Genomic DNA, 23,911 nt, shown 5'->3' with positions numbered 1-23,911 from the left:
GCCGGTCAGGGGCCGATGTGGGCGTAGCCGGCCCAGAGTTCCGGCAGGTCGGGCAGGGCGGCACGCACCTGCCCGACAGCGTGGTGCAAAGCGGACGCGGCCCGTTCCGGGTCGAGGCCACCGGGCACCGCCAGCGCGCCGTACAGGTCCTCGCACAGCTGCACGGTCAACGCGTCGGAGATGGCCCAGAGCGCGCCGATGACGTGCCGGAAACCCGCCAACTGGAACGCGGTGCCCAGGGTCAGCGCCTCGTCCGGCAGGGCAGCGCCGCCGCGAGCCGTGTCGCAGGCGGACAGGACCGCGAGCGTGGCTGTGGTCCCGGCCGGCCGCCACAGGTCCCGGACGTGCAGCGGACCGCCGGCCAACGCGAGCCGACCCCGGGCGGGCGCGGCCAGATCCTGGGTGCCGTGACAGCACAGGTGGACCACCGACGTTCCCGGCAGTGCGCCGAGCACCTCCGAGGGGGTGGCCGCCGGTCCGGTCAACGACGTCACGTCGGTCAGGTACCGGCGTACCACGGCCTCCTCCCCCGCCGCGCCGGGCAGGTCCGCCAGCCCCGGCGTCCGCGGCATCCCGACGACCAGGGCCGAGGTGACCGGCGCGGACCCGTCCGCCGGCCGCTGCCGGGCCCGGATGAGCGCGCGCAGTGAGGCCGTGTACGACGAGACGACCCGGTCGAGCAGCCCGGTCCCCCCGCCCAGCGGGGTGGCGGCGTGCAGCGGCAGCAGGGAGAGCACTCCGGTGGGACACCACCACAGCCGCGGCGGGGCGGCACCGGCATGCGGTGACGCGGCGGCCGGGCCCAGCGCGTCCAGCACCGGGGCGGCGACCACCCGCCACAACCAGTCCAGCGTCTCCGGGATGCGGCGTCGGAAGGCCGCCCGGCGGCGCTGCGCCTCCGGTCCCGGGTCACCGGCCGGCGCGGTGACCTCGGCGAGGCCCATCAGGAAGTACGCGGTCCGTAGGTGGAGTTCACCGAGGGTCAGCTCGGGTAGCGGCACCACCGTCACGCGTCCCCCGCTGATCACGAGCGCGTCGCAGCGCCGGGCGGCCACGTTCACCAGCACCACCGGGCCGCTCTCGGCCGCTCGGGCCAGGTCGGCGAAGGGGGGTGGGCGCAGGAAGCTTTCGAAGCCGGGTGTCCGCCGGATCTCCGCCAGCACCTCCCGCCGCTGGACGGCCAGCTCGTGGCGGCGTTCCGAGCCCGCCTCCTGCTGGTCGACGACCGACGGGACCGGCACGGGAGCGACCGGGACCGCCAGCCCGGTGACCGGCGACGGCCCGGCCGCACCGGGCCGGGGATCGAGCCGGTCGAGGGCGGCCTGCGTGGCGGCCAGCCGCTCGGCCAGCCGGGGTGCCCGCGCGCGCAGCGCCGTCAGGTCGGCACCGGCGTCGTGGGCCCGGGTGAGCAGCACCCCACGGCCGTACTCCAGCAGTTCCACCGCGCGTTCCGGCCGGCCGAGCACGATCGCCGCCGCCGCGGCGTCGCCGGCCAGGCCCGGAAACCGCCCGAGCAGCCGACCCTGGTCGTCGAGGTCCATGCCGTGCCAGGCCACCAGGTCGAGCAGCTCGATCGCCATGGTGTAGCCCGCCAGCGCCGCCGGCAGGTCGCCGACCTCGGCGGCCAGACCGGCGTACGTCCGGGCGGCGCCGGCCCGCAGCAGCGACGGCGCCGCCTCGATCGCGGCGGCCTCGCGCAGCGCGGCGATCGCCTCGGACAGGTCGACCGGCGGCAGCTCGCCGGAGACGGCCGACGCGGTGGCGGCCGACGCGATGGCGGCCGGGGACGGGGACGGTGCGTCCCGGGTGACGTGCGCTACCTCCTCGACGGCGGCGGCCAGGTTGGTCAGGCACATCGTCCGCTCCGGGTGGTCGACGGGCAGTGCCGCCACCGCCGACCGGTACACCGTGAGCATCTCGTGGGCGTCGCGGCCGTTGCGGCCGGCCCGGAACCTGATCAGCAGGGCGTTGCCGAGGTTTGTCAGCAGCCGGTACCGGTCACCGGCCGAGACGGGGGGCGCGTCGACGAGTGCCCGCAGCAGGGTGACCGCCTCGTCGAGCGCGGCGGGGTCCTCGGTGAGTTGGTGCCGCAGCAGGTGGCTGAGCGCAAGCGTGCCGACGATCCGGACGCGTTCGTCGGGCTCGGCCTCCCGTTGCGCCAGTTCCGCCGCCTCCCGCAGCAACGCGACCGCCTGATCGGCGTCGGTGAGTGCGGCGGCCCGGACCTGCTCCGGTGCGCTGGTGCCGTCGGCCGGCAGCGCCGCGTTGACGACCAGTTCGGTCCGCCGGTTCAACGCCGATCCCAGGTTGAGCAGGCCCAGCATCCGGTCCGGATTCCCGGCTGGCGCGGCGGCCACCGCCCGCCGTAGCACCGCTATCGCCTCGGTGAGGATTCCCAGATCCTGAGTTCGGCCGAAGAGTTCCTGCAGGACCAGACCCAGATTCGACAGGCGCAGCGGCAGTTTCGCGGGAACGGCCGTGGCGGCGACCGCTTCGCGCAACCTCGCCACGGCCGGTTCCAGCAGGTCCGGCTCGCCCGCCAGGTTGGCCAGTTCCCGCAGTACGTTACCCAGGTTGTTCAGCAGGTCCGGCCGATCCGGATGCTCCGCCGGCAGCAACCGCTCCGCCTCGGTCAGCACCTCGCGGGCCTGCCGCAGGCTCGGCAACCCGTCCAGGTCGGCGTGCCAGCGGCTCAGCGTGTAACCGAGTTCGCCCAGGCACCGGGCCCGCTGCCCCGGGTCGGTCGCCTCGTCGGCCGCCGCCCGCAGCAGCCGCACCGCGTCGGCGAGGTCCTCGGCACGGCGGTGCAGCGCATAGCGCGACTCCAGCAGTTTCCCCTCGGCCTGCCACAGCCCGCCCACGTCCTGCCCGTCGCGTCGCGGTCCGGCCGCCGCCGCCCGGTACGCCTCGATCGCCGCGTCCAGGTCAGCCGGGGTCTTCCGCCGCTCATGACGCTCGCCGACCAGCCCCGCCAGCGTGACCCGGGCCAGGTTCGCCAGGTCGCCGCTGAGCCCGGCGGCGAGCGCGGCACGGGTGGCGTCGATCGCGGTGTCCAGATCCTCGTCGGCGCGGTTGCCGAGGAACCGCTCGGCGACCAGCGACGCGTAGACATAGAGCAGCCTCGGGTCGACTCCGGCCGACAACGCGATCGTCAGCGCGTCGATGGCCCGGTCGAGGTCGGCGTGGTCGCCGCGGAGATTCCAGCGTTCCCGCAGCCGCTGGCCGAGGTTGAGCCGGGCCATCACGCGTATCGGCGAGTCGGTGGCGGCGACCCGGGCCGCGTCACCGAGCAGTTGGATCGACTCGTCCAGCGCCGCGAGGTCACCCGCCTGCTCGAACCGGTCACCGAGGACGTTGCCGAGGTTGAACAGCCGGGCCGGGCGCTCGGGGTCGCCGGCCGGGGTGGACTCCAGGCTCTCCCGGTGCGCGTCGATCGCCGCCGGCAGCGACAGCCGTCGGCCCAGGTGCAGGTACTGATCCCGGCGTACCCGCCCGAGCGCGGACAGGTAGTGCAGGCGCTCGGGCGCGTCGGCCGGCGTTGTGGCCAGCGCCCGTTCCAGCAGCGCCTGCGCCTGGTCGGCCACCCGGTAGTCACCGGAGCGTTCGGCACCACCCATCAGCCTGACCGCCTGACCGAACAGCGCGGCCGGCACGTCGCCGCCGGATCCGCCGGACGCGGAACGGGCTGCGGGAATCCGACCACCGGTCCCCTGGGACATGGGCGGAGCGGAACCGGCGGCGGGCGCGTGGGCGCGAAGCAGGGCCAGCAGCGACGGTGGCACCCGCTGCGGTGCCAGGTGCAGCAGCATTTCGGTTAACCCGACCGCCTGCGTGAGGTCGGCGGCGTCCTGCCCGGCCGGCAGGACCTGGTACCGGTACCAGTGCAGACAGGCCAGCAGGAACAGCGCCTCGCCCTCGTGCTCGGTGGGTGAATCGCCGCCGGCCACCCCGTCGAGCAGTTCGTAGACCGGCCGGGCCTCCTGGAGGGCCTCGGGTTCCAGCACCCACCGGGGCTCCATGGTGGCCCCGAAGCCGTCCAGCCGTTCCCGCAGCCGCCGCACCGGATCGGACCTGAACCGCCGCCACATGCCAGCCCTCCCGTCGCAGGCACCGTCCCGCTCAGGGGTAGCAGCTGCGGTGACCGGCCGCTATCCCAAAGTTGACCGGGTAGCTTGGGGCTCCGACAGGCAGCGATCGGAAAGGTGGTCCACATGGCGCTCGAAGCCGGTACCCGACCCGCGAAGGAGTCCGGCACCTACCGCATCGGCGGCGATCTTCAGGTCGACCGGCTCGGTTACGGCGCGATGCAGATCACCGGCCCGGGAGTCTGGGGTGACCCGAAGGACCCGGCCGAGGCGGTCCGGGTGCTACGCCGCGCCTACGAGCTTGGGGTGACGTTCATCGACACCGCCGACTCGTACGGTCCGTTCGTCTCCGAGCTGCTGATCCGTGAGGCGCTGCACCCGTACGCCGATGACCTGCTCATCGCGACGAAGGCCGGCCTGACCCGGAGCGGCCCGGGCGACTGGCGGCCGGTGGGCCGGCCGGAGTATCTGCGTCAGCAGTGCGAGTTGAGCCTGCGCCATCTCGGACTGGACAGCATCGGGCTCTACCAGCTGCACCGCATCGATCCGGCGGTGCCGCTGGCCGACCAGCTGGGTGAGCTGGCGCTGCTGCGGGACGAGGGAAAGATCCGGCACATCGGGCTCTCCGAGGTGACAGTCGACCAGATCGAGGCGGCCCGCCGCATCGTGCCGATCGTGTCGGTGCAGAACCTGTACAACCTGGCCAACCGCGACGCGGAGGACGTGCTCGACCACTGCGAACGTAACGACCTCGCGTTCATCCCGTGGTTCCCGATCGCGACAGGTGACCTGGCCCGGCCGGGCGGTCCGCTGGACGCCGTCGCCACCGAACACGGCGCGACGCCCGCGCAGCTGGCCCTCGCCTGGCTGTTGCGGCGCTCGCCGGTCATGCTGCCGATTCCCGGTACGTCGTCGGTGGCGCACCTGGAGGAGAACGTGGCCGCCGCCCGGGTGAAGCTGACCGACGCCGAGTACGAGGCACTCTCCGCCGTCACCGCCTGACGGCGGCGGCGGGAGTGTCGAGGGGTGCGACCCGGCGACACGTGGCGTCGCCGGGTCGCGGTGGGGTCACAGGGCGAGGCAGTTGGGTTTGATCGCGGTGTCGCGGAGGGCCTGACGGATGACGGTGTAGGTGGTGCCGTCGAACACCAGACCGAGGTGGCCCACCACGCGCAACGGGCACCGGGACTGGATCAGTACGTTTGTCGCCCCGTCGGCCAGCATCGCGTTGTCGACCGGCCGGACCAGTTCGTCCTGCCAGGTCCGCACGGTCGTCCAGCGCACCGGGTCCGGGGTGTCGTCGCCCGCGTTGAGGGCGGTGAGGAACGACGATCCGATGGTCATCTGCTGGCAGGCGATCACCCCGGCGCAGCTGCCCAGGCCGAGGAAGGCCACGATGTTGGCCACGTACGTGCCGTACTGCGGGGTACCGAGGCTGACGTAGCGTTCGACGGCGTCGCCGCCGCCGAGGTTCTTGATGTAGTAGCGGCTGACCAGACCACCTTGGGAGTGTGCGACCAGGTCGACCTTGGCCCCTCCGGCGGCGGAACGGACCTGCCCGACGTAACCGCGCAGCCCGGCGGCGGACGCGGTGATGTCGCCGAGCCCGAGGTTGGGCAGTTGGTAGATCCACACCCGGTAGCCGTCGGCGCGTAGCCGGGCGGCGAGCGGCTCGTAGACGGCGGCGATGCCACTGAGCCCACCGACCACGATTACCGGATTGGCGCCGGCCAGCGCTCGCAGGCCGTCGTCGGCTGCGGCCTCGCCGCTGGTCGCGGTACTGGCCGGTCCGGTGACACGGGTAGGTGCGTCGGACGCAGTGGGCATGCCGGCGGCAGCGGGCGTGCCGGTGGTTGCGGTGTTGGCCGGTCCGGCGACGCGGGTGGGCGCTGCCGGATCGGGTGGAGCGGCGGTGGCGACGGCGGGAGCCGCGAGGACGGCGGCGACCGTGAGAGCCAGGACGGGGACAGCCTTTCGGAGCAGCATCGCTGCACCTCCCAAGGGGATCCCGGGGTTACCGGGTGGAGGCGGTGGGATGTCCGATCGACCGTGCACTGATGATGCGGGTCACGATCCAGAAACGTCAATGAAAAGTTACGCGCGGGTAGCGATTGGCCGACCAGGCATCCCGCGAACGGAACCGGTACGACCGTCCATGGACGACGAACGCCGCACGCACCGGGTGGGTGCGTGCGGCGTCGAGTTCGGCGTGGGTCAGCCGGCCGGGGTGGCCTCCGGCTCCGGCTCGGGGCGGGCCGGACCGTTCTTCACGTACGTCGGGTGCAACTGCACCGGCTGCCGCTCCTGCTGGCGACGCTGCCGCGCCCGGACCCGCAGGTTGAGGAACTCCACGAAGATCGAGAAGGCGATCGGGCCGTACACGTAACCCTTCGGGATGTGCTGGTCGAAGCTCTCCGCGATCAGGCTCGCACCAATGATCAGCAGGAACGACAGGGCCAGCATCTTGACCGTCGGGTGCTGGTTGACGAACCTGCTGACCGCGCCGGCCGAGACCAGCATGATGATCATCGCGATGACCACGGCGGCGACCATGATGGCGAGTTCGTCGACCATGCCGACCGCGGTGATCACCGAGTCGAGTGAGAAGACCACGTCCAGCACCAGGATCTGCGCGATGACCGCGCCGAACGAGACCACCTTGCCGCGCTCACGGGCGTGGTCGGAACCTTCCAGATGCTCGTGGATCTCGTATGTCGCCTTGCCCACCAGGAATATCCCGCCGAGCAGCAGGATCAGGTCACGCCCGGATATCTCCTGCCCGAGCACGGTGAACAACGGTGCGGTCAGACCGATGATCCAGGACAACGACGCCAGCAGCAGCAGACGGGTGATCAGGGCGAGCGAGATGCCGATCGTCCGGGCCCGGGCCTGCTGATGCTCGGGCAACCGACCGGACAGGATCGAGATGAACACGACATTGTCGATGCCCAGCACGATCTCCAGCAGGAGCAGGGTCGCGAACGCGATCCACAGCTCGGGACTGGTCAAGAACTCCATGCCATCCTCGACTCTCACGACCGGCCGCCGGGTCGGCACCCGGACCATCGGCTGATCTGCATCATGATGACCTACCGGGTCACCCGCCGCTGCCCAGCCCCGGCCGCCCCCTCAACGCCTCAGGCCAGCACCCTGACCACCGCCACGAGTTGCGGCATCACGGCCCTTCCCGGAGATCAGAAGCCGCAACATGCCGCAACCCGCGACAGCGGCTCCGGCAGCCTCCGGACGGCCGAGCCGGCGCCCCCACGCCAGGCACGGATCGATGGCATGCTGTGGGCCGTGCGCGGCACCTCACCCCCCGACGAACGACTGCGGGTCATGCCGTGGTGGCTGGTGCTCGTCGGGCTGCTGCTGGCCGCCCTGCTCGGCTGGTGGGTGCTGCACTGGCTGCTCGGCGAAGCCGACCGCGCCGCCGCGCCGGACACCCGGGCCACGCTGCGCATCGACGCCATCCGCACCGGGCTGACCGTGGTCGCCGGCACCGGTGGCGGGTTGGCGCTGCTGCTCGCCGCCCGGCGACAGTGGATCAACGAGCGGGCGCAGCGGCACCAGGAGGTCGTCGCCGCCGCCGACCAGACACACCGCGACCGGGTGCAGGCGCACGCCGAGGCGGTCGCCGAAGCCGGGCAGCGGCATCAGGAACTCCAGGCCGAGGCCGCCGCGCACGATGCCGCCGAGCGCCGGCTGACCGAGTTGTACACCCGGGCTGTGGAACTGCTCGGCAACGACAACGCGGCGGTACGCCTCGGCGGGCTGCACGCCCTGGAGCGGCTCGGTCAGGACAATCCGGCGCAGCGTACGACGATCGTGGGGGTGCTCTGCGCGTACCTGCGGATGCCGTCGCCGGACGACGACGCGCGAGAGACGGAGGTACGCCGCAGCGCGCAGCGGGTGTTGACCCGGCACCTGCGCGCGGACGACGACGTCTTCTGGCCCGGTATGCGCCTGGACCTGACCGGCGCGGGACTTGACGACTTCGACGCCGCCGGCTGCACCCTCGACGACGCCGACCTGACCGGCGCGACCTGCACCGGAACCACCCGGTTCACCGGTGCCACACTGACCGGGCGGCTTTCCCTCGGGGCGAGTTTCGACACCCTCGTGCTCGACGAGGTCGGCGGTGACGCCACTATCGTCCTGGACGGTGCCCGGGTGACCGGCGGGCTCAGCGCCGACGGGGCCGAGATCGGCGGTCGCCTGTCGTGCCAGCGGGCCACCCTCGGCGAGGCGTCCTGGCGGGGCGCCACCTTCCGCCGGACGGTCACCTTCGACCACACCACAGTCACCGGCAGCGCCAGCTTCCGGGACGCCGTGTTCCATGATGGACTGTCGATGGAGCACACCACGTTCGGCGGCGACGCCGGTTTCCGGCGAGCCCACTTCGCCGACCTGGCCCTGTTCCGCTGGACCGAGTTCGGGGCGGACGCCTCGTTCGCCGACGCCCGCTTCGCCGGGGCGACGAGCTTCGGCCGCGCCCGCTTCCACGGCCCGGTCACCTTCGAGGGCGTCATCCCGGCCCGCCGTCCCCTGTTCGACCAGGCCCGCGCGACCACGTCGGCGACCCACACCTGGCCCGACGGGACGCACGTCGAACCCCTCGACACCGACTGGCTCCTGCTCACCGACCCGTAGATCGGATACCCGGGATGAGGTCGGTCCGGTCCCTTCGATCTCCTCGACCCGACATACGATGCAGCGCTCCTGACATTGATTGAGGGGACGCATGTCCACGGCTAAGCAGAACCCCATGTCGTCGGTGTTCTCGGTAGACATCGGCATGCTCCTGGCCACCCTGCTCGCCCTCGTGGGATACCTGCTGCCCTGGTTCCGTCCACGCCCCCGCGCCCAGTGGTCCTTCTCCGGCTGGGCGTACGCGTCGCTCGACGACGGGAGCGGGGGTGGCTGGACGCTGCTCACCTTCGGGTGGCTGTTGCTGGCCGCCGGGGCCGCGCTGTGGGCACGGCAGGTCATGGCGGCGGCGATGGCCGGCATGGTTGCCGCCGTGGGAACCTTGGTCACCGCCATGGCGGTGGTGGCGGCCAGCTTCGGCATGATCGGTGAAAGAAGTGCGCTGGACTACGTGACGGAGCTGCCGTTCGGAGCCGGAATCCCGATCATGGCCGCCGGCATCGGGCTCCTCCTGGCCACCTCCTGCCGGGCGATCGTGCGGTGCCACCTACTGGAAGCCTCCCTGGAACGACACGACCCACCAACCCCCTGACCCGCCCACGCCCGCGCCCACGCCCACGCCCACGCCCACGCCCACGCCGATCATGCAGTTGTGGCACCCGGAATCAACCGACTTGCCCCACTCTGTCAACGACCATAACTGCATGATCGACGCCGCGCTGAGTGGAGGGTCAGGGCCGGTCGGCGGGTGGGGAGGAACGCCTGCCAGGCGCTCCCGGGGGGGTCAGCACCGGGGCGGCGGGGTCCTTCGAGTCCCGTACGCCGACCACGCCGGGCAGGTTGTCGGCGACCTCGACGCAGACACCACCGTTTGTGGACGAGCGGAGCTAGGCGGGCCACCACGCACCTTTCACGCGGTCCATGTTGTTGCCGCCTCCTTGAGCACGTCGAGGCTCTGCTCCAACGGGAGGGCCTTACCCCGGTCACGCGCGAGCACCGCTTGCCACTCCAGCCGCGCCGCGAACCGCTGGCCCAGCTCGGCGATCGGCGTACGGGCTGCCTGGAACGTCGCGCTGGCATGCGCCTCGGTCTGGAGCAGCCCCGGCACGAAGGAGTGTTCATACCAACGGAAAGCTGTCGCCTCCCGCTCGATCTGGATCCACTCGCGCAGCCAGATCGGGGCGGCATCGCCCCTGACCAGTTCGTCCCAGAGCGTCGCGAAGTAGCCGCCCGTGTCAAGCGCCTTGTGGACGGCGGTCAGGTACGGCAGCGTCGGCGGCTTGGTGCCGGTCTCGATCGCGCTCACTGGAGTCCGAGCAGAAGACCCGCTCGCCGAGTTGAGCCTGGTTCAGCCCGGCGGTCGCCCGGCCTCGCCGCAGTTCGCCAAGCCGATCACGGTCCGGGTGATCCGCGAACGGACCGGCCGGCTCACCTACGACGGTTGGGCGTGGATCGAGGTGTACCAGCTCGACTCTCGTGGCGAGGCGATCGACCGCCGCGAGTTGTACGTACGCCCCGACGGGATGCGCCCCGCGCCGCCGTTCCCACACCGCCCGCCGGTCCGGCGTGCTGCGGCGAGGGCCGCGGGGTGAAGAGGCCATCGAACACCTCGCCGAACGCGATCCCGGTGCTCGCCTGCCGGACCTGCACCGGCGCTTCACCGACTGGGTTCCCGCCCGCGCTGCGGGCTCATGCTCCGATACCGACGATCTCCATCGGCCCGGCGGCGGCTCGAACCACCGCATCGACAAGTGCTGTTAGCATCACCGGCGGACGCGTCCAGCACCCATGAGGATCCGGCGAACAGATGTCCCCGAACGAGCAGGATCCGTACGTGCTCCTCGGCGTCAGCCGGGAGGCTTCGCTGGCGCAGATTCGCGAGCGGTACCTGATCCTCGTGCAGGTCTGGCACCCGGACAAGCATCAAGCAAGTCCGGAGAACGTTCGCGCTGAGGCGACCCGTCAGATGCAGCAGATCAACAACGCGTACAAACTGCTCACCGACGTTCGGGAACGCGAGACGCGTGAACGCCGGGCCCGCCAGGCCGAGGAACAGGAACGCGCGCAGCGCCAGCGGGCGGGCGGTGGGCAGCGGGCCCACGACTGGGCGGCCCAGCAACGCGAGGCACGCGAGCAGGAAGCCCGGGAGCAGGCGGCACGCGAACGGCGAGCCCGGGAGCACGAGGCGCGCGCGGCCCGTGAGCAGGAAGCCCGCGAACGCGTGGTGCGCGAGCGTGCGGAAGCCGAACGTCTGGCCCGGATACGCGAGCGGGAAGCACGCGAGCACCAGCATCCCCGGGCCCGGTGGACACATCCCTGGTACGAGCCGGCGAAGCTGTCCGGGCCGCTGATCATCCATCCGATCTCGATTTCGCTGTCGGATGGCGCGGAGGGTTACACGCTGCTGGCCCAATTCGAAGGCCAGGGAACTGTCGTCTTCTTTCCCGGCGCGGACGGCGAGTTGCTCCTTTTTCGCTCCACGGAGACACTGCACCGGTACCTGACCGAGACCGGCAGCCACGAGCTGGCCGCAATTCCCGGTTGGGACGATTTCATGAACTCGATCCTGAAGAGCGGAATCAGCGCCGACGACGATCGGTCGTTCGATTTCGGTCTGATTCTCTACAACATCAGGCGTCCGGTCACCGACTGGGTTCCTCGGCTCTTCATCACCAACCGCGATCTCATCATGGAGATCGCGGAGGCCTTCGAGATCACCGAGGCGCTCGGCCTGTTGAGCGCAGGCTCAGCAATCGACACAGTCGATGACCTGATGCGGGTCGTCGACCGACCTGTCGCCGGGTGGGGCGCGCGCCGCCGGCTCGAGGCCATGGATACCGGGTCTGCGAGCACCGCGTGGCGCAAGGTGATCCGGCAGGTCGAGAAGCGCGTGCGCTGGCTGCGGTGAACACCCACCCGAGGCCAGGCCAGGCTCGTCACTCCCCCGGGGCGCGATCCTCGGCCTGAACGGACCGTGCCGTCGCCAGCAGCGATCCGCTGAACTCCGGTGTGGTCAACACGTTCACCGCGACGCCGGGCTCGACGAGCCAGAACGCCTGCACGTCGTCGCTCAGGCCGGTGCTGTCACCGTGCTGGAACTCGCTGAGATCCCACTCGGCGGGGTCGCGCTCGTGATACTCGCCGAGGAAGTTCCGGAGCGCGGTCAGGTCGACCAGGCGGTCCCCGCGCAGCACGTGCACCCGTAGATCCACGCGATGGCCGTCGGGCACCTGCCGTTCCCAGACCCGGCTGGCGAAGCGTACGTCGTCCCACTCGGTGGCGAAGTCCGACACCTCGTCGCCGATGCCGGCCGGCACCTGCCCGATGTGGAAGCCGTCGAGCACTCCGCCGTCACGCGTCTCGTCGCTGCTCATCCCACCGCCTCGAACGGATCCTGCTGGTCCCCGGTCAGTTACCCAGCGCGCGTACCTTGGCGATCGTCTCCTGGACGTGCTGCCGGGCGGGCTCGTGCCCCTGAGCCGCCTGCGCGAGCGCCTGCCGGTACGAGTCGATCATGTTGATCAGCGGCCCGGCGGCGACGCCCTGCAAGGCACCGGCGACGAGTTGGCGTGCCTCGGCCGCGTCCTGCGCCGCCGCCGCTGTCTTCGCCTTCGCCTCGTCGAGCTTCTGCGCCGCCGCCGCCAGCCTGGCGATCATTTCCGCTGCGCTCACACGCCCTCCCCACGATCGCACCACACCGGCGTCACCACCTTCGCACGAGCAGCGACCACACAGGAGCGTACGAGATCCACACACCCGCCGCGACCACCCGACCGCGCCGCACCACCGAGAGTGGGTACATCTGTTGCTGCCATGGCGACAACAACTGCACCCACCCACGCCGCCTCAGACCGTCAGCCGCCCCTGCCGACGACTCGGTGGACCGGCTCCGGGGTCAACGCAGCACGCGGAAAAGCAGCAGGTAGCCACAGTAGGCGAGGGGAACCGCGAGGAAGCAGAGCAGGAACCCCAGGACCGGATAGCGCGGCGGGGTGGCGGCACCGACGGCGGGCCGCCCCCAACGGCCGAGCACCAGCCAGCCGCCGATCAGCGCCATGGCGGGCAGGCCGGCGAGCATCCAGGCGAGCAGGGTAGCCAACCCGACCACGCCGAGGCTCCAGCCGAACGTCAGGACCAGCAACAGCAGCATCGCGACGCCGGCGGCACCGGCGTAGACCGCTACCGCTCGGGCCCGCGGCGACCACGTCGGCAGCAGCGCCGGCTGCTGGGCGAGCAGTTCCGCCTGCTGCCCGTGCCGGTCGGCCTCGTCGGCCCAGCGCCGGGCCAGCTCCAGCTCCGTCGCCGGGTCGACCTCGCCGGCGCGCGGGGCCGGCACCCCCGCCGCCGTCGCGCTCACCGCCACCGGCAGCGCCGGGCCCGCCTCCCCCACACCCACCTGGGAGTACGCCCCGACATCCGGCCGCCCCGGGGCGGCGGCTGCGCCGCCGTCCGACCCCGTCCCCGGTCCCCACCCGCCGCCCGGGTACCCAGGCGGACTCAGCGGCCGACCGGGCGGGCCGGACACGGGCGCGGCGGCCGCGGGCGGACTCGACGGCCAACCAGGTCGATTCGACGGCACGCCGGCCGAGATCGGTGGGCCGGGTGGACTCAGCGGCAAGCCAGGCGGGCGGGACACCGGTGCCCCGCTCGGCGGTGGGCCGGGCGGGGCCGGTGCGCCCGACACCGGCGCTCCGGTCGCCGGCGGCCCGGGCGGGGCCGGTGGGCCCGGCACCGGCGCTCCGGTCGGCGGTGGGCCGGGCGGGGTCGGTGGGCCGGATACCGGTGGTGCACCGAAGAGGGGACCGCCGGGGATGAACCCCCCTGGCCCAGCGGCAGTCGGTGCCGGGCCGCCCGGTGCGATGCCGATGGTGCGGCCGAGGTGGTCGAGGCGCTGCCCCTGGGCGACCAGCCGCCGGTCCAGGTACTCCACGGCGGCACCGAGATCCCGCTGCCGTTCTGCCTCGGCGGCGGCGCCCTGTTCCCCGGCGCGCTGCTGCACGGCGAGGTGACGGGCCAGCGCCACGTACTCGTCGAATGTGGACACGCCTCACTCCTGCCCGTCGGAGGGGTGACCGTCGCGGGCGAACGGCACGATCAACCGGACCCGCTGGTCGTGCCGGTCGACAAGCAGCGCCCGATCCGCGCGGGGGGTGTACGCGAGGTCGTGCACGCCGAGGTGCAGGCCGAGATCCGCGCCGGGCACGTTCAGTGCGACCAGGCAGGCGACGTCGTCGCGGTTCTGCGTGCCGCCGAGGTCGTCGGCGAGCCGACGCAGGCCGCGCCACCAGCCGAGCAGGTGCACCCCGTGGCCGGGCCCCTGCCGCAGCAGCACCCGCAGGTCGTCGTGGCCGGAGCGGAACGTGGTGGGGTCGCTCTCGCCGAGCAGGCCGGCGGCGGCGTCCATTCCGAACACCACCAGGTAGGCCCGCCCCGCCGACCCGACGTCCGGGCCCGTAGGCGCGCTGTCCGTGCCGGCCGGCACGGCAGATGGCGTGCTCGGGGCGCTGTCCCCGACAGGTGGCCGCGGTGCGCCGCCGGGCCGGTGTCCGCCGGCCAGGTTGGTGGCGAGGGTGCTGATCCGGTCGCGCAGCGCGGCGGCGTCGAGGCGTGCCACGCGGTGTCCGGCGGCGGCAAGCGTCGCGGCCGTGTCCTCGGCCGCCGGGTCGGCGGCGGCCACCAGCGCGGCGAGCAGGAAGGTGGCCTCGCCCGGGTGGTGCTGACGGGCCAGGCTCAGGGTGGCTGCCCGCAGCACCTCGGCCCCGGCGGGCGAGGTGCCGACCACGGCCAGGTGCCGACCGGGCGCGGTGTCCATGATGAACAGGGCGGTGGTGCCGTCCACGTCGACAGTCCGGCCGACCAGGGCCAGAGGACGCCGGCCGCCGGGGCGCAACCCGGTGAACGTGGCGTCGTCCTCGACGCGGGCGGTGTCGTAGCCACGGAACACCGACGGCGGGCGGGCACCCGCCGGGCGGGCCTGCCACAGCTCGTGGCGCAGCCGGGTCAGCTCGTCGGTCGCGGCGTGCGCGTCGGGGAAGCGGATCACGGTGTTCGCACCGGGTGCACCGGCGGCGGTGTTCACCACCGCCGAGCCGACCGGCAGCGTCACCGCGGCGTCGTTGAGGTGGTCGAGCACTCCCCCGCCACCGGGCAACGCCACCCGCAGGGCGAACTGCCCGAAGACCGCCTCGGCGCGGCCGTAGAGCGCCTCGATCCCCGTCGTGCTCTGGCTGGCCAGCACCAGATGTACGCCGTACGAGCGGCCTTTGCGGGCCAGTTCCTCAAGCAGGTCCACCGACTCGCGGGCGAGCGGATCGTTGCCGGCGAGCAGCACGTGGAACTCGTCGATCACGGCGACGATCCGGGGTACCGAGGTGCCGGCGGGCAGGTCGGCGAGCTTGGTGACGCCGTGCCGCTTGAGCGCGGTGGACCGCCGGTGCAGTTCGCGGCGCAGTTCGCGCAGCACGGCCACGCCGTACTCCCGGTCGCTCTCGATGCCGACGGCGCGGGCGTGCGGCAGCCACGACGGGTCGCGGTCGGTGGGTACGAACTCGGTGAAGCTGACCCCCTCCTTGAAATCCAGGAGGTAGAGCTGCAACTCGGCCGGAGAGTAACGGGCGGCCAGTCCGTACAGCACGTCGAGCAGGAAGACCGTCTTGCCGGCGCCGGTACGCCCACCGACCAGCCAGTGCGGAGTGGCGTCGTCGAAGGCCATGGTGACCGGGTCGCGTCCGGCGCGGCCCACCACGGTACGCAGACCCGCGCGGGCGGAGGCGCTCCACCGCTGTCCGGGCAGCAGGTCGGCGAAGCCGACCGCCTCGCCACGCCGGGCGGCCTCGCCCAGGTGGGCGGCGAGCGCGGCGACGGAGGCCGGTGGCGGGTCGCCGTCGAGGGCCACCGGCGCGGCCAGGCCACTGCCGTCGGCACTGAACGGCGCGCCGGGCGGGTCGCCGACCCGGGCGTACCCGTCGGTCAGCCGCAGCAGCGTGGTGGCCCCCAACGGTGGGGCGGACTCGCCCGGCCCGGCCGGCGGCCAGCCGGCGAGCAGCACACAGACGGCGGCGGCCGGACCGGCGTGGGTGAGCGCGGCCAGCCGGGCTGCCTCGCGGGGAGTGGGGACGGACGCGGCGACGAGCACCAGCAGGTCCTGGTCCGGCCGGTCGGCCTGGCGCGCGGCCCGGGCGTGCCGTTCGGCGGCGTCGAGCAGGGTGGTGACCTCGGCTTCGGTGGTGGCCGGCGGGTCGACCACCCCGGCGTCGAGCAGCGGTCGCAGGGGACCGAAGGTGGCGCCGAGGGCTGCGGTGTCCAGCGCGGCGACCCGGACGCCGCCGGGCACGGCGGTGGCCAACAGCCGCAGCACCAGGGCCCGCAACAGCCCGGCGACCGCCGGCTGGCGGGCGTCGCCGTCGATCGCCAGATGGTGCCCGGCCCCCAGGGGCAGCAGCACCGGGAAGCCGCCGCCGGCGGTGACGGCCTCCCCGACGCGTACCGGGACGGGCTGGCGGGCCAGCGGGGTGCCCGGGGTCGGGGTGGCCAGCGCCGTACCGACCCGGGCCAGCCGGGTCAGCAGGTCGGTGTCGACCACAGGTGCCGATGGTGTGATGGCGGTCAGCGCGGTGCGGGCGGATTCAAGATGCGTGCGGGCGGCCCGGTGGGCGGCGACCGCCTGCTCGTACGCCGACGCGAGCCTGCCCACACCCCTGCCCCTCACCGCCGAGCGCCGCCTGGTCGCAGAAACCCTAACGGACGGCGGCGACACCGGCACAGTCCGAACCGGACGTGTCGGCCGGCGACCTCGACAGGTCATTGACTCGCGGCCCGCGGTACCGCCCGGAAGTGGAGCCCGTCGCGTGGGAGCAGGAGTCGGGCACCGTCCACGGCGACCGGAGGCACGGCGGCCGACGGCCCGAACCGGACCGTCGGCCGCACCGCGCGGTCAGCCGGTGACCGCGTTGAGCGCCGGCAGGTAGCCGTAGCGGTAGCCGTCGGCGTTCGGGTGGTACGCCTCGATGACCCCGGTGACGTCCCGGATCCACGGCTGGGCGCCGCAGACGCCGTGGCCGGCGAAGGTGGGTCGGGTGTCGGCGAAGGTGGCGCCGGCCGCGGCGGCCCGGTCGGCGGTCACGGTGGCGAGGACGTCGGCGGCCTCGTTGAGGATGGTGCGCTTGTAGGTGCTCATGGCCAGCAGTCCGCAGTAGCTGGTCTCGAACAGCCGTGGGTAGCCGAGCACGATCAGGCGGGCGTTGGGGGCCCGCTCCCGGATCGCGGCGTAGGTGCGGTCCAGCCGGGCCGGCAGCGTGCCGGTGGCGAAGGCCTTCGCGGCGTTCACCGCGTTGGTGCAGGTGGAGGTGCTGCCGAACCGGCAGTCGGTCATCACGTCGGCGAACCCGGCGTCGTTGCCACCGATGGTGATGGTGACCATGGTGGTGGTGGCGGAGAGCGAGCCGAGCTGGTTGTTGAGCACGTCGGCGGTGACCGCGCCGCCGCAGGCGGGGAACCGGAAGCTTGCCACGTTGTTGGCGGCGGCCCACAGCGGGGCGTACGACTTCTGGCTGCGCAGGCAGGTGGACAGGTCGTACGGTCCGGCACCGACGCCGGAGGAGTACGAGTCACCGAGGGCGACGTAGTGGATCGGAGCGGCGGCCTGGGCGACGCCGGGGACGGCCAGCGCGCCGACGGCGGCGGTGAAGAGGGCGACCAGCGCGGTCAGGGCGCGGGCCAGCGGACGGTGTGGCATGACGGACCTCCACAGGGGTGGTGGTGGAGCCCGAGAGCCGCGCGCGTGGCCAAGGGTTGTTACTGGTCGGTAATGCTATCGAAACAGTTGGATAAAGTGAATAGCCGTTAAGGCGCTGGACACGGCGAGGCCGCGTCCGCGCGGTCGTCCCGCGTGGACGCGGCCTCGTGCAGACCTCGTCAGCAGCTGGCGGTCAGTGCGCCGCCAGGGGCCGGCTGGCCGGGTGGACCGGGGCCGGCAGGGCGCCGACGCCGTCCAGGTACGTGTGGATCGCCGCGGCGGCGGCCCGACCCTCGGCGATCGCCCAGACGATGAGCGACGCACCCCGGTGCATGTCACCGGCGACGAAGACCCCGTCGGCCTCGGTCTGCCAGTCCGCCCGGGAGTCGACAGCACCGCGCGCGTTCCGGGCCACCCCGAGCTGCGCCAGCAACGGCTGCTCCTCGGTGCCCTCGAAGCCGATCGCCAGCAGCACCAGGTCGGCGGGCAGCTCCCGCTCGGTGCCCGGCACCACCGTGAGGATCCGCCGGCCGTCGCGCTTCTCCACACTCACCTCGGCGATCCGCACCGCCCGCACCGCACCGGTGCCGTCGTCCACGAACTCCTGCACCGCCACCGCGAAGACGCGCTCGCCGCCCTCCTCGTGGGCCGGGTACTCCCGCAGGACCCACGGCCACGTCGGCCACGGGTCGCGGCCCTCGTCCCGGGCCCGGGGCGGCTGCGGGTACAGGTCGAGCTGGTGCACACCGGCCGCGCCCTGCCGGTGAGCCACACCCAGGCAGTCCGCCGCGGTGTCGCCGCCGCCGATGATGACCACGTGCTTGCCGGCCGCGTCGATGGGCGTACCGTCCGGCAGGGTGGCCAGCGCGGGCCGGCCCTCGCCGGCCGCCGCGACCACCCGGTTGGCGGCGACCAGGTGCGCCATCGCCTGGTGTACGCCGCGCAGCTGCCGGCCCGGGGTGTCGGTGTCCCGGCCCTGCAACGCGCCGCAGGCCAACAGCACCGCGTCGTGCTCGGCGCGCAGCTGCTCGGCGGTGACGTCGACCCCGACGTTCACCCCGGCCCGGAAGACGACCCCCTCGGCGCGCAGTTGCGCCAACCGGGCGTCGATGTGCCGCTTCTCCAGCTTGAAGTCGGGGATGCCGTAGCGCAGCAGGCCACCGATCGCGTCGTCGCGCTCGTACACGGTCACCGCGTGACCCGCGCGGGCCAGCTGCTGCGCGGCGGCGAGCCCGGCCGGCCCGGAGCCGACCACGGCGACCGACCGGCCGGAGGGCGCGGACACCGGGCGCGGGGTCAGCCCCCGGGCCGCGGCCGCGTCGGCGATCTCCACCTCGACCTGCTTGATGGTCACCGGATCGCCGCCGGCGATGCCGAGCACACACGCGGCCTCGCAGGGCGCCGGGCAGAGCCGGCCGGTGAACTCGGGGAAGTTGTTCGTGGCGTGCAGCGACTCCACCGCCGCGTCCCAGTTGCCGGTACGGACCAGGTCGTTCCAGTCCGGGATGCGGTTGCCCAGCGGGCAACCGTCGTGGCAGAACGGGATGCCGCAGTCCATGCAGCGGGTGGCCTGCTCGCGGATCAGTCCCTCACCGGCCGGCGGGTAGACCTCCCGCCAGTCGCTGATGCGCACCGGCACGGGCCGGCGGACCGGCAACCGCCGGCCGTAGCGCAGGAAACCGTTCGGGTCAGGCACGAGCCACCTCCTGGGCGACCACCCGCGGCGCGGGCGGGACCGGCGCGGACGAGCCGGCGGCCGGCTGCGCCGGTGTCGCCAGTGCGCTCATCACCGCGTCGTCGACGTCCTGGCCGGCGGCTTCGGCGGCCCGCATGATCTCCATAACCCGGCGGTAGTCCCGGGGAACCACTGCGGTGAACTCCTCCACCGCCTCCGGCCAACGCTTGAGCAGCTGTTCGGCGATCGCCGAGTCGGTCTCGGCGAAGTGCCGCTGCACCAGCTCGTGCAGGCGGGTCCGTTCCGCCTCGCTCGGGGCGGACAGGTCGACCAGCTCGGTGTTGACCCGGCGTCGGTCGAGGTTCCAGACGAACGCCGTCCCGCCGGACATGCCGGCGGCGAAGTTGCGGCCGGTCCGACCGAGCACCACCACGGTGCCGCCGGTCATGTACTCGCAGCCGTGGTCGCCGACACCCTCGACGACAGTCACCGCGCCCGAGTTGCGGACCGCGAACCGTTCCCCCACCCGGCCGCGCAGGAAGACCTCACCCGCGGTGGCCCCGTACAGGATGGTGTTGCCGGCGATGATCTGGTCCTCGGCGCGACCACCCGCGTCGGCGTCGGCGGACACGAACGGTGCCGCCGCGTCCGGCCGGACGATCAGCCGGCCACCGGAGAGCCCCTTGCCGACGTAGTCGTTGGCGTCGCCGTGCAGGCGCAGGGTCACCCCACGCGGCAGGAACGCGCCGAAGGACTGCCCGGCGGTGCCGCGCAGGGTGAACTCAATGGTGTCGGCGGGCAGGCCGGCGCCGCCGTGGCGGCGGGTGACCGCACCGCCGAGCATCGCGCCGACGCTGCGGTGCTCGTTGCGGATCGCCACCTCGGCGCGCACCAGCGGGACCGACCCGTCGCGCCCGGCCGGGCCCAGGGCCGGCGCGGCGAGAGCGATGAGGTCGTTGTCCAGCGCCAGCTCAAGGCCGTGGTCCTGGGCGCGTACGCCCCGACGGGCCGCGCCCTCGGGCAGCTCCGGCAGGTGCAGCACCCGACCGAGGTCGAGCCCGCCGGCCTTCCAGTGCTCGACCGCCGGTGCGACGTCGAGCAGCTCGGTACGCCCGATCGCCTCGTCGATGCTGCGCAGGCCCAACTCGGCCAGGTAGCCGCGGATCTCCTCGGCGAGGAACAGGAAGAAGTTCTCCACGAACTCGGGCTTGCCGGTGTAGCGCTCGCGCAGCACCGGGTTCTGGGTGGCGATGCCCACCGGGCAGGTGTCCAGGTGACAGACGCGCATCATGATGCAGCCGGAGACGATGAGCGGCGCGGTGGCGAAGCCGAACTCCTCGGCACCGAGCAGCGCCGCGACGATCACGTCCCGGCCGGTCTTGAGCTGCCCGTCGACCTGCACGGTCACCCGGTCACGCAGCTTGTTGAGCAGCAGCGTCTGCTGCGCCTCGGCCAGGCCCAGCTCCCAGGGCGTACCGGCGTGCTTGAGCGAGTTCAGCGGGGACGCGCCGGTGCCGCCGTCATGACCGGAGATCAGGATGACGTCGGCCTTGAGCTTGGCCACCCCGGCGGCGACGGTGCCGACACCGACCTCGCTTACCAGCTTCACGTGCACCCGGGCGGCCGGGTTGACGCACTTGAGGTCGTGCACCAGCTGGGCGAGGTCCTCGATGGAGTAGATGTCGTGGTGCGGCGGCGGCGAGATCAGGCCGACACCGGGGGTGGCGTGCCGGGTACGGGCGATCCACGGCCAGACCTTGTTGCCGGGCAGCTGACCACCCTCGCCGGGCTTGGCCCCCTGCGCCATCTTGATCTGAAGGTCGTCGGCGTTGACGAGATATTCGCTCGTGACACCGAACCGGCCGCTGGCGATCTGCTTCACGGCGGACCGGCGGGCGGGGTCGTGCAGCCGCTCGACGTCCTCCCCGCCCTCGCCGGTGTTGGACTTGCCGCCCAGCCGGTTCATCGCGATGGCGAGGGTCTCGTGCGACTCGGCCGAGATCGACCCGTACGACATGGCGCCGGTGGCGAACCGCTTGACGATCTCGCTGGCCGGCTCCACCTCCTCGATCGGCACCGGCGGCAGCACCCCGTCCCGCAGCCGGAACAGCCCGCGCAGCGAACCCGCCCGCGCGGCCAGCTCGTCGACCTTCGCGGTGTACTCGCGGAAGACGTCGTACTGCCGGCTGCGGGTGGCGTGCTGGAGCAGGAAGACCGTCTCCGGGTTGAACAGGTGCAGCTCACCCTCGCGACGCCACTGGTACTCGCCGCCCACCGGCAGCAGCTCGACCGACTCGGCGCCGGGCGCCGGCCAGGCCAACGCGTGCCGGGCGGCCACCTCGGTGTGGATGCCGTCCAGCCCGACGCCACTGATGGTGCTCGGGGTGCCCCGGAAATACCGCTCGACCAGCCGGGTGTGCAGCCCGACCGCTTCGAAGACCTGGGCACCGCAGTACGACGACACGGTCGAGATGCCCATCTTGGACATGATCTTCAGGACGCCCTTGCCGAGCGCCTTGACGTAGTTGCGGATCGCCGCCCGCGGCTCGACCCCGACCAACGCGCCCGTGGAGATCATGTCCTCGACCGACTCGAAGGCGAGGTACGGGTTGACCGCGGCAGCGCCGTAGCCGATCAGCACGGCCGCGTGGTGCACCTCGCGGCAGTCGCCCGACTCGACGATCAGCGCGACCTGGGTCCGGGTCTGCTCCCGGACCAGGTGCTGGTGCACCGCGGCGGTGAGCAGCAGCGACGGGATCGGGGCCAGGTCGGCGTTGGAGTCCCGGTCGGAGAGCACCAGGATCCGTACGCCGTCCTCGATGGCCTCGGAGACGTGCCGGCAGATCTCGGTCAGCCGGGCCTTGATCCCGGCGCCGCCGTCGCGGATGCGGTAGAGCCCGGAGACCCGCACCGCCTTGAACCCGGGCAGGTCACCGTCCTCGTCGATACAGAGGATCTTCGCCAGCTCGTCGTTGTCGATCACCGGGTAGGGCAGCACGATCTGCCGGCAGCTCGCCGGGCCGGGATCGAGCAGGTTGCCCTCTGGGCCGATGGTGGTGGCCAGGCTGGTCACCAGCTCCTCCCGGATGGCGTCCAGCGGAGGGTTGGTGACCTGGGCGAACAGCTGATGGAAGTAGTCGTAGAGCAGCCGTGGCCGGGTGGACAGCGGGGAGATCGGGGTGTCGGTGCCCATCGAGCCGATCGGCTCCGCACCGGTCCGCGCCATCGGCGCGAGCAGGATCTTCAGCTCCTCCTCGGTGTAGCCGAAGGTCTGCTGCCGACGGCGTACCGAGTCGTGGGTGTACACGACGTGCTCGCGGGCCGGCAGGTCGTCCAGCTCGATCAGCCCGGCGTGCAGCCAGTCGGCGTACGGCTCGGCGGCGGCCAGCTCGGTCTTGATCTCGTCGTCGTGCACGATCCGGCCGGCGACGGTGTCGACCAGGAACATCTTGCCCGGCTGGAGCCGACCCTTGGCCACCACGGTGGCCGGGTCGAGGTCGAGGACGCCCGCCTCGCTGCCCAGCACCACCAGCCCGTCCACGGTCTGCCACCAGCGGCCCGGACGCAGGCCGTTTCGGTCGAGCACCGCGCCGACGATCTCGCCGTCGGTGAAGGCGACCGAGGCCGGGCCGTCCCACGGCTCCATCAGGCTGGCGTGGAAGCGGTAGAAGGCGCGCTTGTCGGCGCGCATGTCGGGGTCGTTCTCCCAGGCCTCGGGGATCATCATCAGCACCGCGTGCGGCAGGCTCCGCCCGGCCAGGTGCAGCAGTTCGAGGACCTCGTCGAAGTTGGCCGAGTCGGAGGCGGCCGGGGTGCAGACCGGGAACACCCGCCGAATGTTGCCGGGCAGGTCCGGCGTACGCAGCAGCGCCTCGCGGGCCTGCATCCAGTTCCGGTTGCCCCGGATGGTGTTGATCTCGCCGTTGTGGGCGATGAGGCGGTACGGGTGCGCCAGCGGCCAGGACGGGAAGGTGTTCGTGGAGAACCGGGAGTGCACCAGGGCGATGGCGCTGTCCACCCGCTCGTCGGTGAGGTCCGGGTAGAACGCGGGCAGCTGCTCCGGGGTGAGCATCCCCTTGTAGACCATGGTCCGGGCGGACAGCGACGGGAAGTAGGCCGTCACCCCCCGCTCGGCGGACTCGCGCTCGGCCTGCTTGCGTACGCAGAAGGCGACCCGCTCCAGCTCGAGGCCGCGCAGCGGGGCACCGGCCGGACCGGCGGGAGTGTCGGTCAGCCGCTTCGCGCCGAGGAAGACCTGGCGGACCCGGGGCATCGCCGCCAGGGCCGTCTCACCCAGGTCACTCGGGTCGACCGGGACGTCCCGCCAGCCGAACACCTCGGCACCCTCGACCAGGGCGTACTTCTCGACCACCTGCCGGGCACGGGCCTCGGCGGCGTCGTCGTCGGGCAGGAAGGCCAGGCCGGTGGCGTACTCGCCGGCCGGGGGCAGTGGAAACTCGACAACCGCGCGCAGGAACGCGTCCGGCACCTGGATCATGATGCCGGCACCGTCACCGGTGTTCGGTTCCGCGCCCCGGGCACCACGGTGGTCCAGCCGACACAGCGCACCGAGGCCGTTGGCGACCACTGTGTGCGAGCGTCGGCCGTGCAGGTCCGCCACGAAGGCCACGCCGCACGCGTCATGCTCGTACGCGGGGTCGTGGAGGCCGGCAGGGGACGCTACCTGGCCTTCTCGCGGCGCCGGCTGGGGGCGGTGTGGGTACGCAAGGGCCACCGGGCCTCCTGTCGTCGCTCAGGCATGAACAT

16 protein-coding genes and 1 pseudogene are annotated in these 23,911 nt (G+C 72.7%); 5 read left to right on the top strand and 12 right to left on the bottom strand.

What is annotated here, in order from left to right:
• Positions 1-5: 5 nt before the first annotated feature.
• On the bottom strand, positions 6-4,088 hold the full coding sequence (locus AB0I71_RS25145; RefSeq protein ID WP_357588578.1) for a CHAT domain-containing protein: 4,083 nt from the start codon (positions 4,086-4,088) through the stop codon (positions 6-8).
• A 123-nt stretch (positions 4,089-4,211) separates the two neighbouring features.
• Here AB0I71_RS25145 and AB0I71_RS25140 point away from each other — a divergent pair, with 123 nt between their 5' ends.
• Positions 4,212-5,087, top strand: coding sequence for an aldo/keto reductase (locus tag AB0I71_RS25140; RefSeq protein ID WP_357588576.1), 876 nt, complete (start codon positions 4,212-4,214; stop codon positions 5,085-5,087).
• Positions 5,088-5,153: 66 nt separating this feature from the next.
• Here the strand turns inward: AB0I71_RS25140 and AB0I71_RS25135 are convergent, their stop codons facing one another.
• Positions 5,154-6,071 (bottom strand): alpha/beta fold hydrolase, encoded by a 918-nt coding sequence (locus AB0I71_RS25135; RefSeq protein ID WP_357588574.1) that lies wholly within the window; start codon positions 6,069-6,071, stop codon positions 5,154-5,156.
• Between the two features lie 228 nt (positions 6,072-6,299).
• The gene (locus AB0I71_RS25130; protein ID WP_357588572.1) at positions 6,300-7,103 is read right to left on the bottom strand and encodes a TerC family protein; all 804 of its coding nucleotides are present in this window, start codon (positions 7,101-7,103) and stop codon (positions 6,300-6,302) included.
• A 270-nt stretch (positions 7,104-7,373) separates the two neighbouring features.
• On the opposite strand from AB0I71_RS25130, the gene AB0I71_RS25125 reads away from it, so the two are divergent.
• Positions 7,374-8,738: a pentapeptide repeat-containing protein gene (locus AB0I71_RS25125; RefSeq protein WP_357588570.1), complete on the top strand. Its 1,365-nt coding sequence runs from the start codon at positions 7,374-7,376 to the stop codon at positions 8,736-8,738.
• A gap of 115 nt (positions 8,739-8,853) precedes the next feature.
• Complete coding sequence (locus AB0I71_RS25120; protein WP_357588568.1) at positions 8,854-9,327, top strand: hypothetical protein; 474 nt, start codon at positions 8,854-8,856, stop codon at positions 9,325-9,327.
• A gap of 95 nt (positions 9,328-9,422) precedes the next feature.
• On the opposite strand, the pseudogene AB0I71_RS25115 reads toward AB0I71_RS25120, so the two are convergent.
• Positions 9,423-9,658, bottom strand: a pseudogene (locus AB0I71_RS25115) (DUF397 domain-containing protein).
• Entirely contained in the window at positions 9,646-10,041 is a 396-nt protein-coding gene (locus AB0I71_RS25110; protein WP_357588566.1) for a Scr1 family TA system antitoxin-like transcriptional regulator, read from the bottom strand. The pseudogene AB0I71_RS25115 and the gene AB0I71_RS25110 overlap by 13 nt, the downstream one beginning before the upstream one ends.
• Positions 10,042-10,072: 31 nt before the next feature.
• Here AB0I71_RS25110 and AB0I71_RS25105 point away from each other — a divergent pair, with 31 nt between their 5' ends.
• Positions 10,073-10,327, top strand: coding sequence for a hypothetical protein (locus tag AB0I71_RS25105; RefSeq protein ID WP_357588564.1), 255 nt, complete (start codon positions 10,073-10,075; stop codon positions 10,325-10,327).
• Positions 10,328-10,542: 215 nt separating this feature from the next.
• Positions 10,543-11,643, top strand: coding sequence for a J domain-containing protein (locus AB0I71_RS25100; protein ID WP_357588562.1), 1,101 nt, complete (start codon positions 10,543-10,545; stop codon positions 11,641-11,643).
• A 28-nt stretch (positions 11,644-11,671) separates the two neighbouring features.
• Here the strand turns inward: AB0I71_RS25100 and AB0I71_RS25095 are convergent, their stop codons facing one another.
• The 7 genes from AB0I71_RS25095 to gltB all read right to left on the bottom strand — a co-directional run bounded on the left by AB0I71_RS25095 (position 11,672) and on the right by gltB (position 23,879).
• The gene (locus AB0I71_RS25095; protein ID WP_357588560.1) at positions 11,672-12,109 is read right to left on the bottom strand and encodes a hypothetical protein; all 438 of its coding nucleotides are present in this window, start codon (positions 12,107-12,109) and stop codon (positions 11,672-11,674) included.
• 34 nt (positions 12,110-12,143) lie between these two features.
• On the bottom strand, positions 12,144-12,407 hold the full coding sequence (locus AB0I71_RS25090) for a DUF6244 family protein (RefSeq protein ID WP_204014823.1): 264 nt from the start codon (positions 12,405-12,407) through the stop codon (positions 12,144-12,146).
• A 223-nt stretch (positions 12,408-12,630) separates the two neighbouring features.
• Positions 12,631-13,779, bottom strand: a complete 1,149-nt coding sequence (locus AB0I71_RS25085; RefSeq protein WP_357588557.1) for a hypothetical protein — start codon at positions 13,777-13,779, stop codon at positions 12,631-12,633.
• Positions 13,780-13,782: 3 nt separating this feature from the next.
• Positions 13,783-16,428 carry an FtsK/SpoIIIE domain-containing protein gene (locus AB0I71_RS25080; protein ID WP_357588555.1) on the bottom strand — a complete coding sequence of 882 codons (2,646 nt, stop codon included), beginning with the start codon at positions 16,426-16,428 and terminating at the stop codon, positions 13,783-13,785.
• 240 nt (positions 16,429-16,668) lie between these two features.
• Complete coding sequence (locus AB0I71_RS25075; protein ID WP_357588553.1) at positions 16,669-17,469, bottom strand: SGNH/GDSL hydrolase family protein; 801 nt, start codon at positions 17,467-17,469, stop codon at positions 16,669-16,671.
• A 193-nt stretch (positions 17,470-17,662) separates the two neighbouring features.
• Positions 17,663-19,165, bottom strand: a complete 1,503-nt coding sequence (locus AB0I71_RS25070; protein ID WP_357588551.1) for a glutamate synthase subunit beta — start codon at positions 19,163-19,165, stop codon at positions 17,663-17,665.
• Entirely contained in the window at positions 19,158-23,879 is a 4,722-nt protein-coding gene (gene gltB, locus AB0I71_RS25065) for a glutamate synthase large subunit (protein ID WP_357588549.1), read from the bottom strand. Before gltB ends, AB0I71_RS25070 begins: the two co-directional genes overlap by 8 nt.
• Positions 23,880-23,911: the final 32 nt, after the last annotated feature.

The organism is Micromonospora sp. NPDC049891 (assembly GCF_040660295.1).
Lineage (GTDB): Bacteria > Actinomycetota > Actinomycetes > Mycobacteriales > Micromonosporaceae > Micromonospora.
Note: the sequence above shows the minus strand (reverse complement) of the source record. Positions and strands in the feature narration are given on the sequence as shown.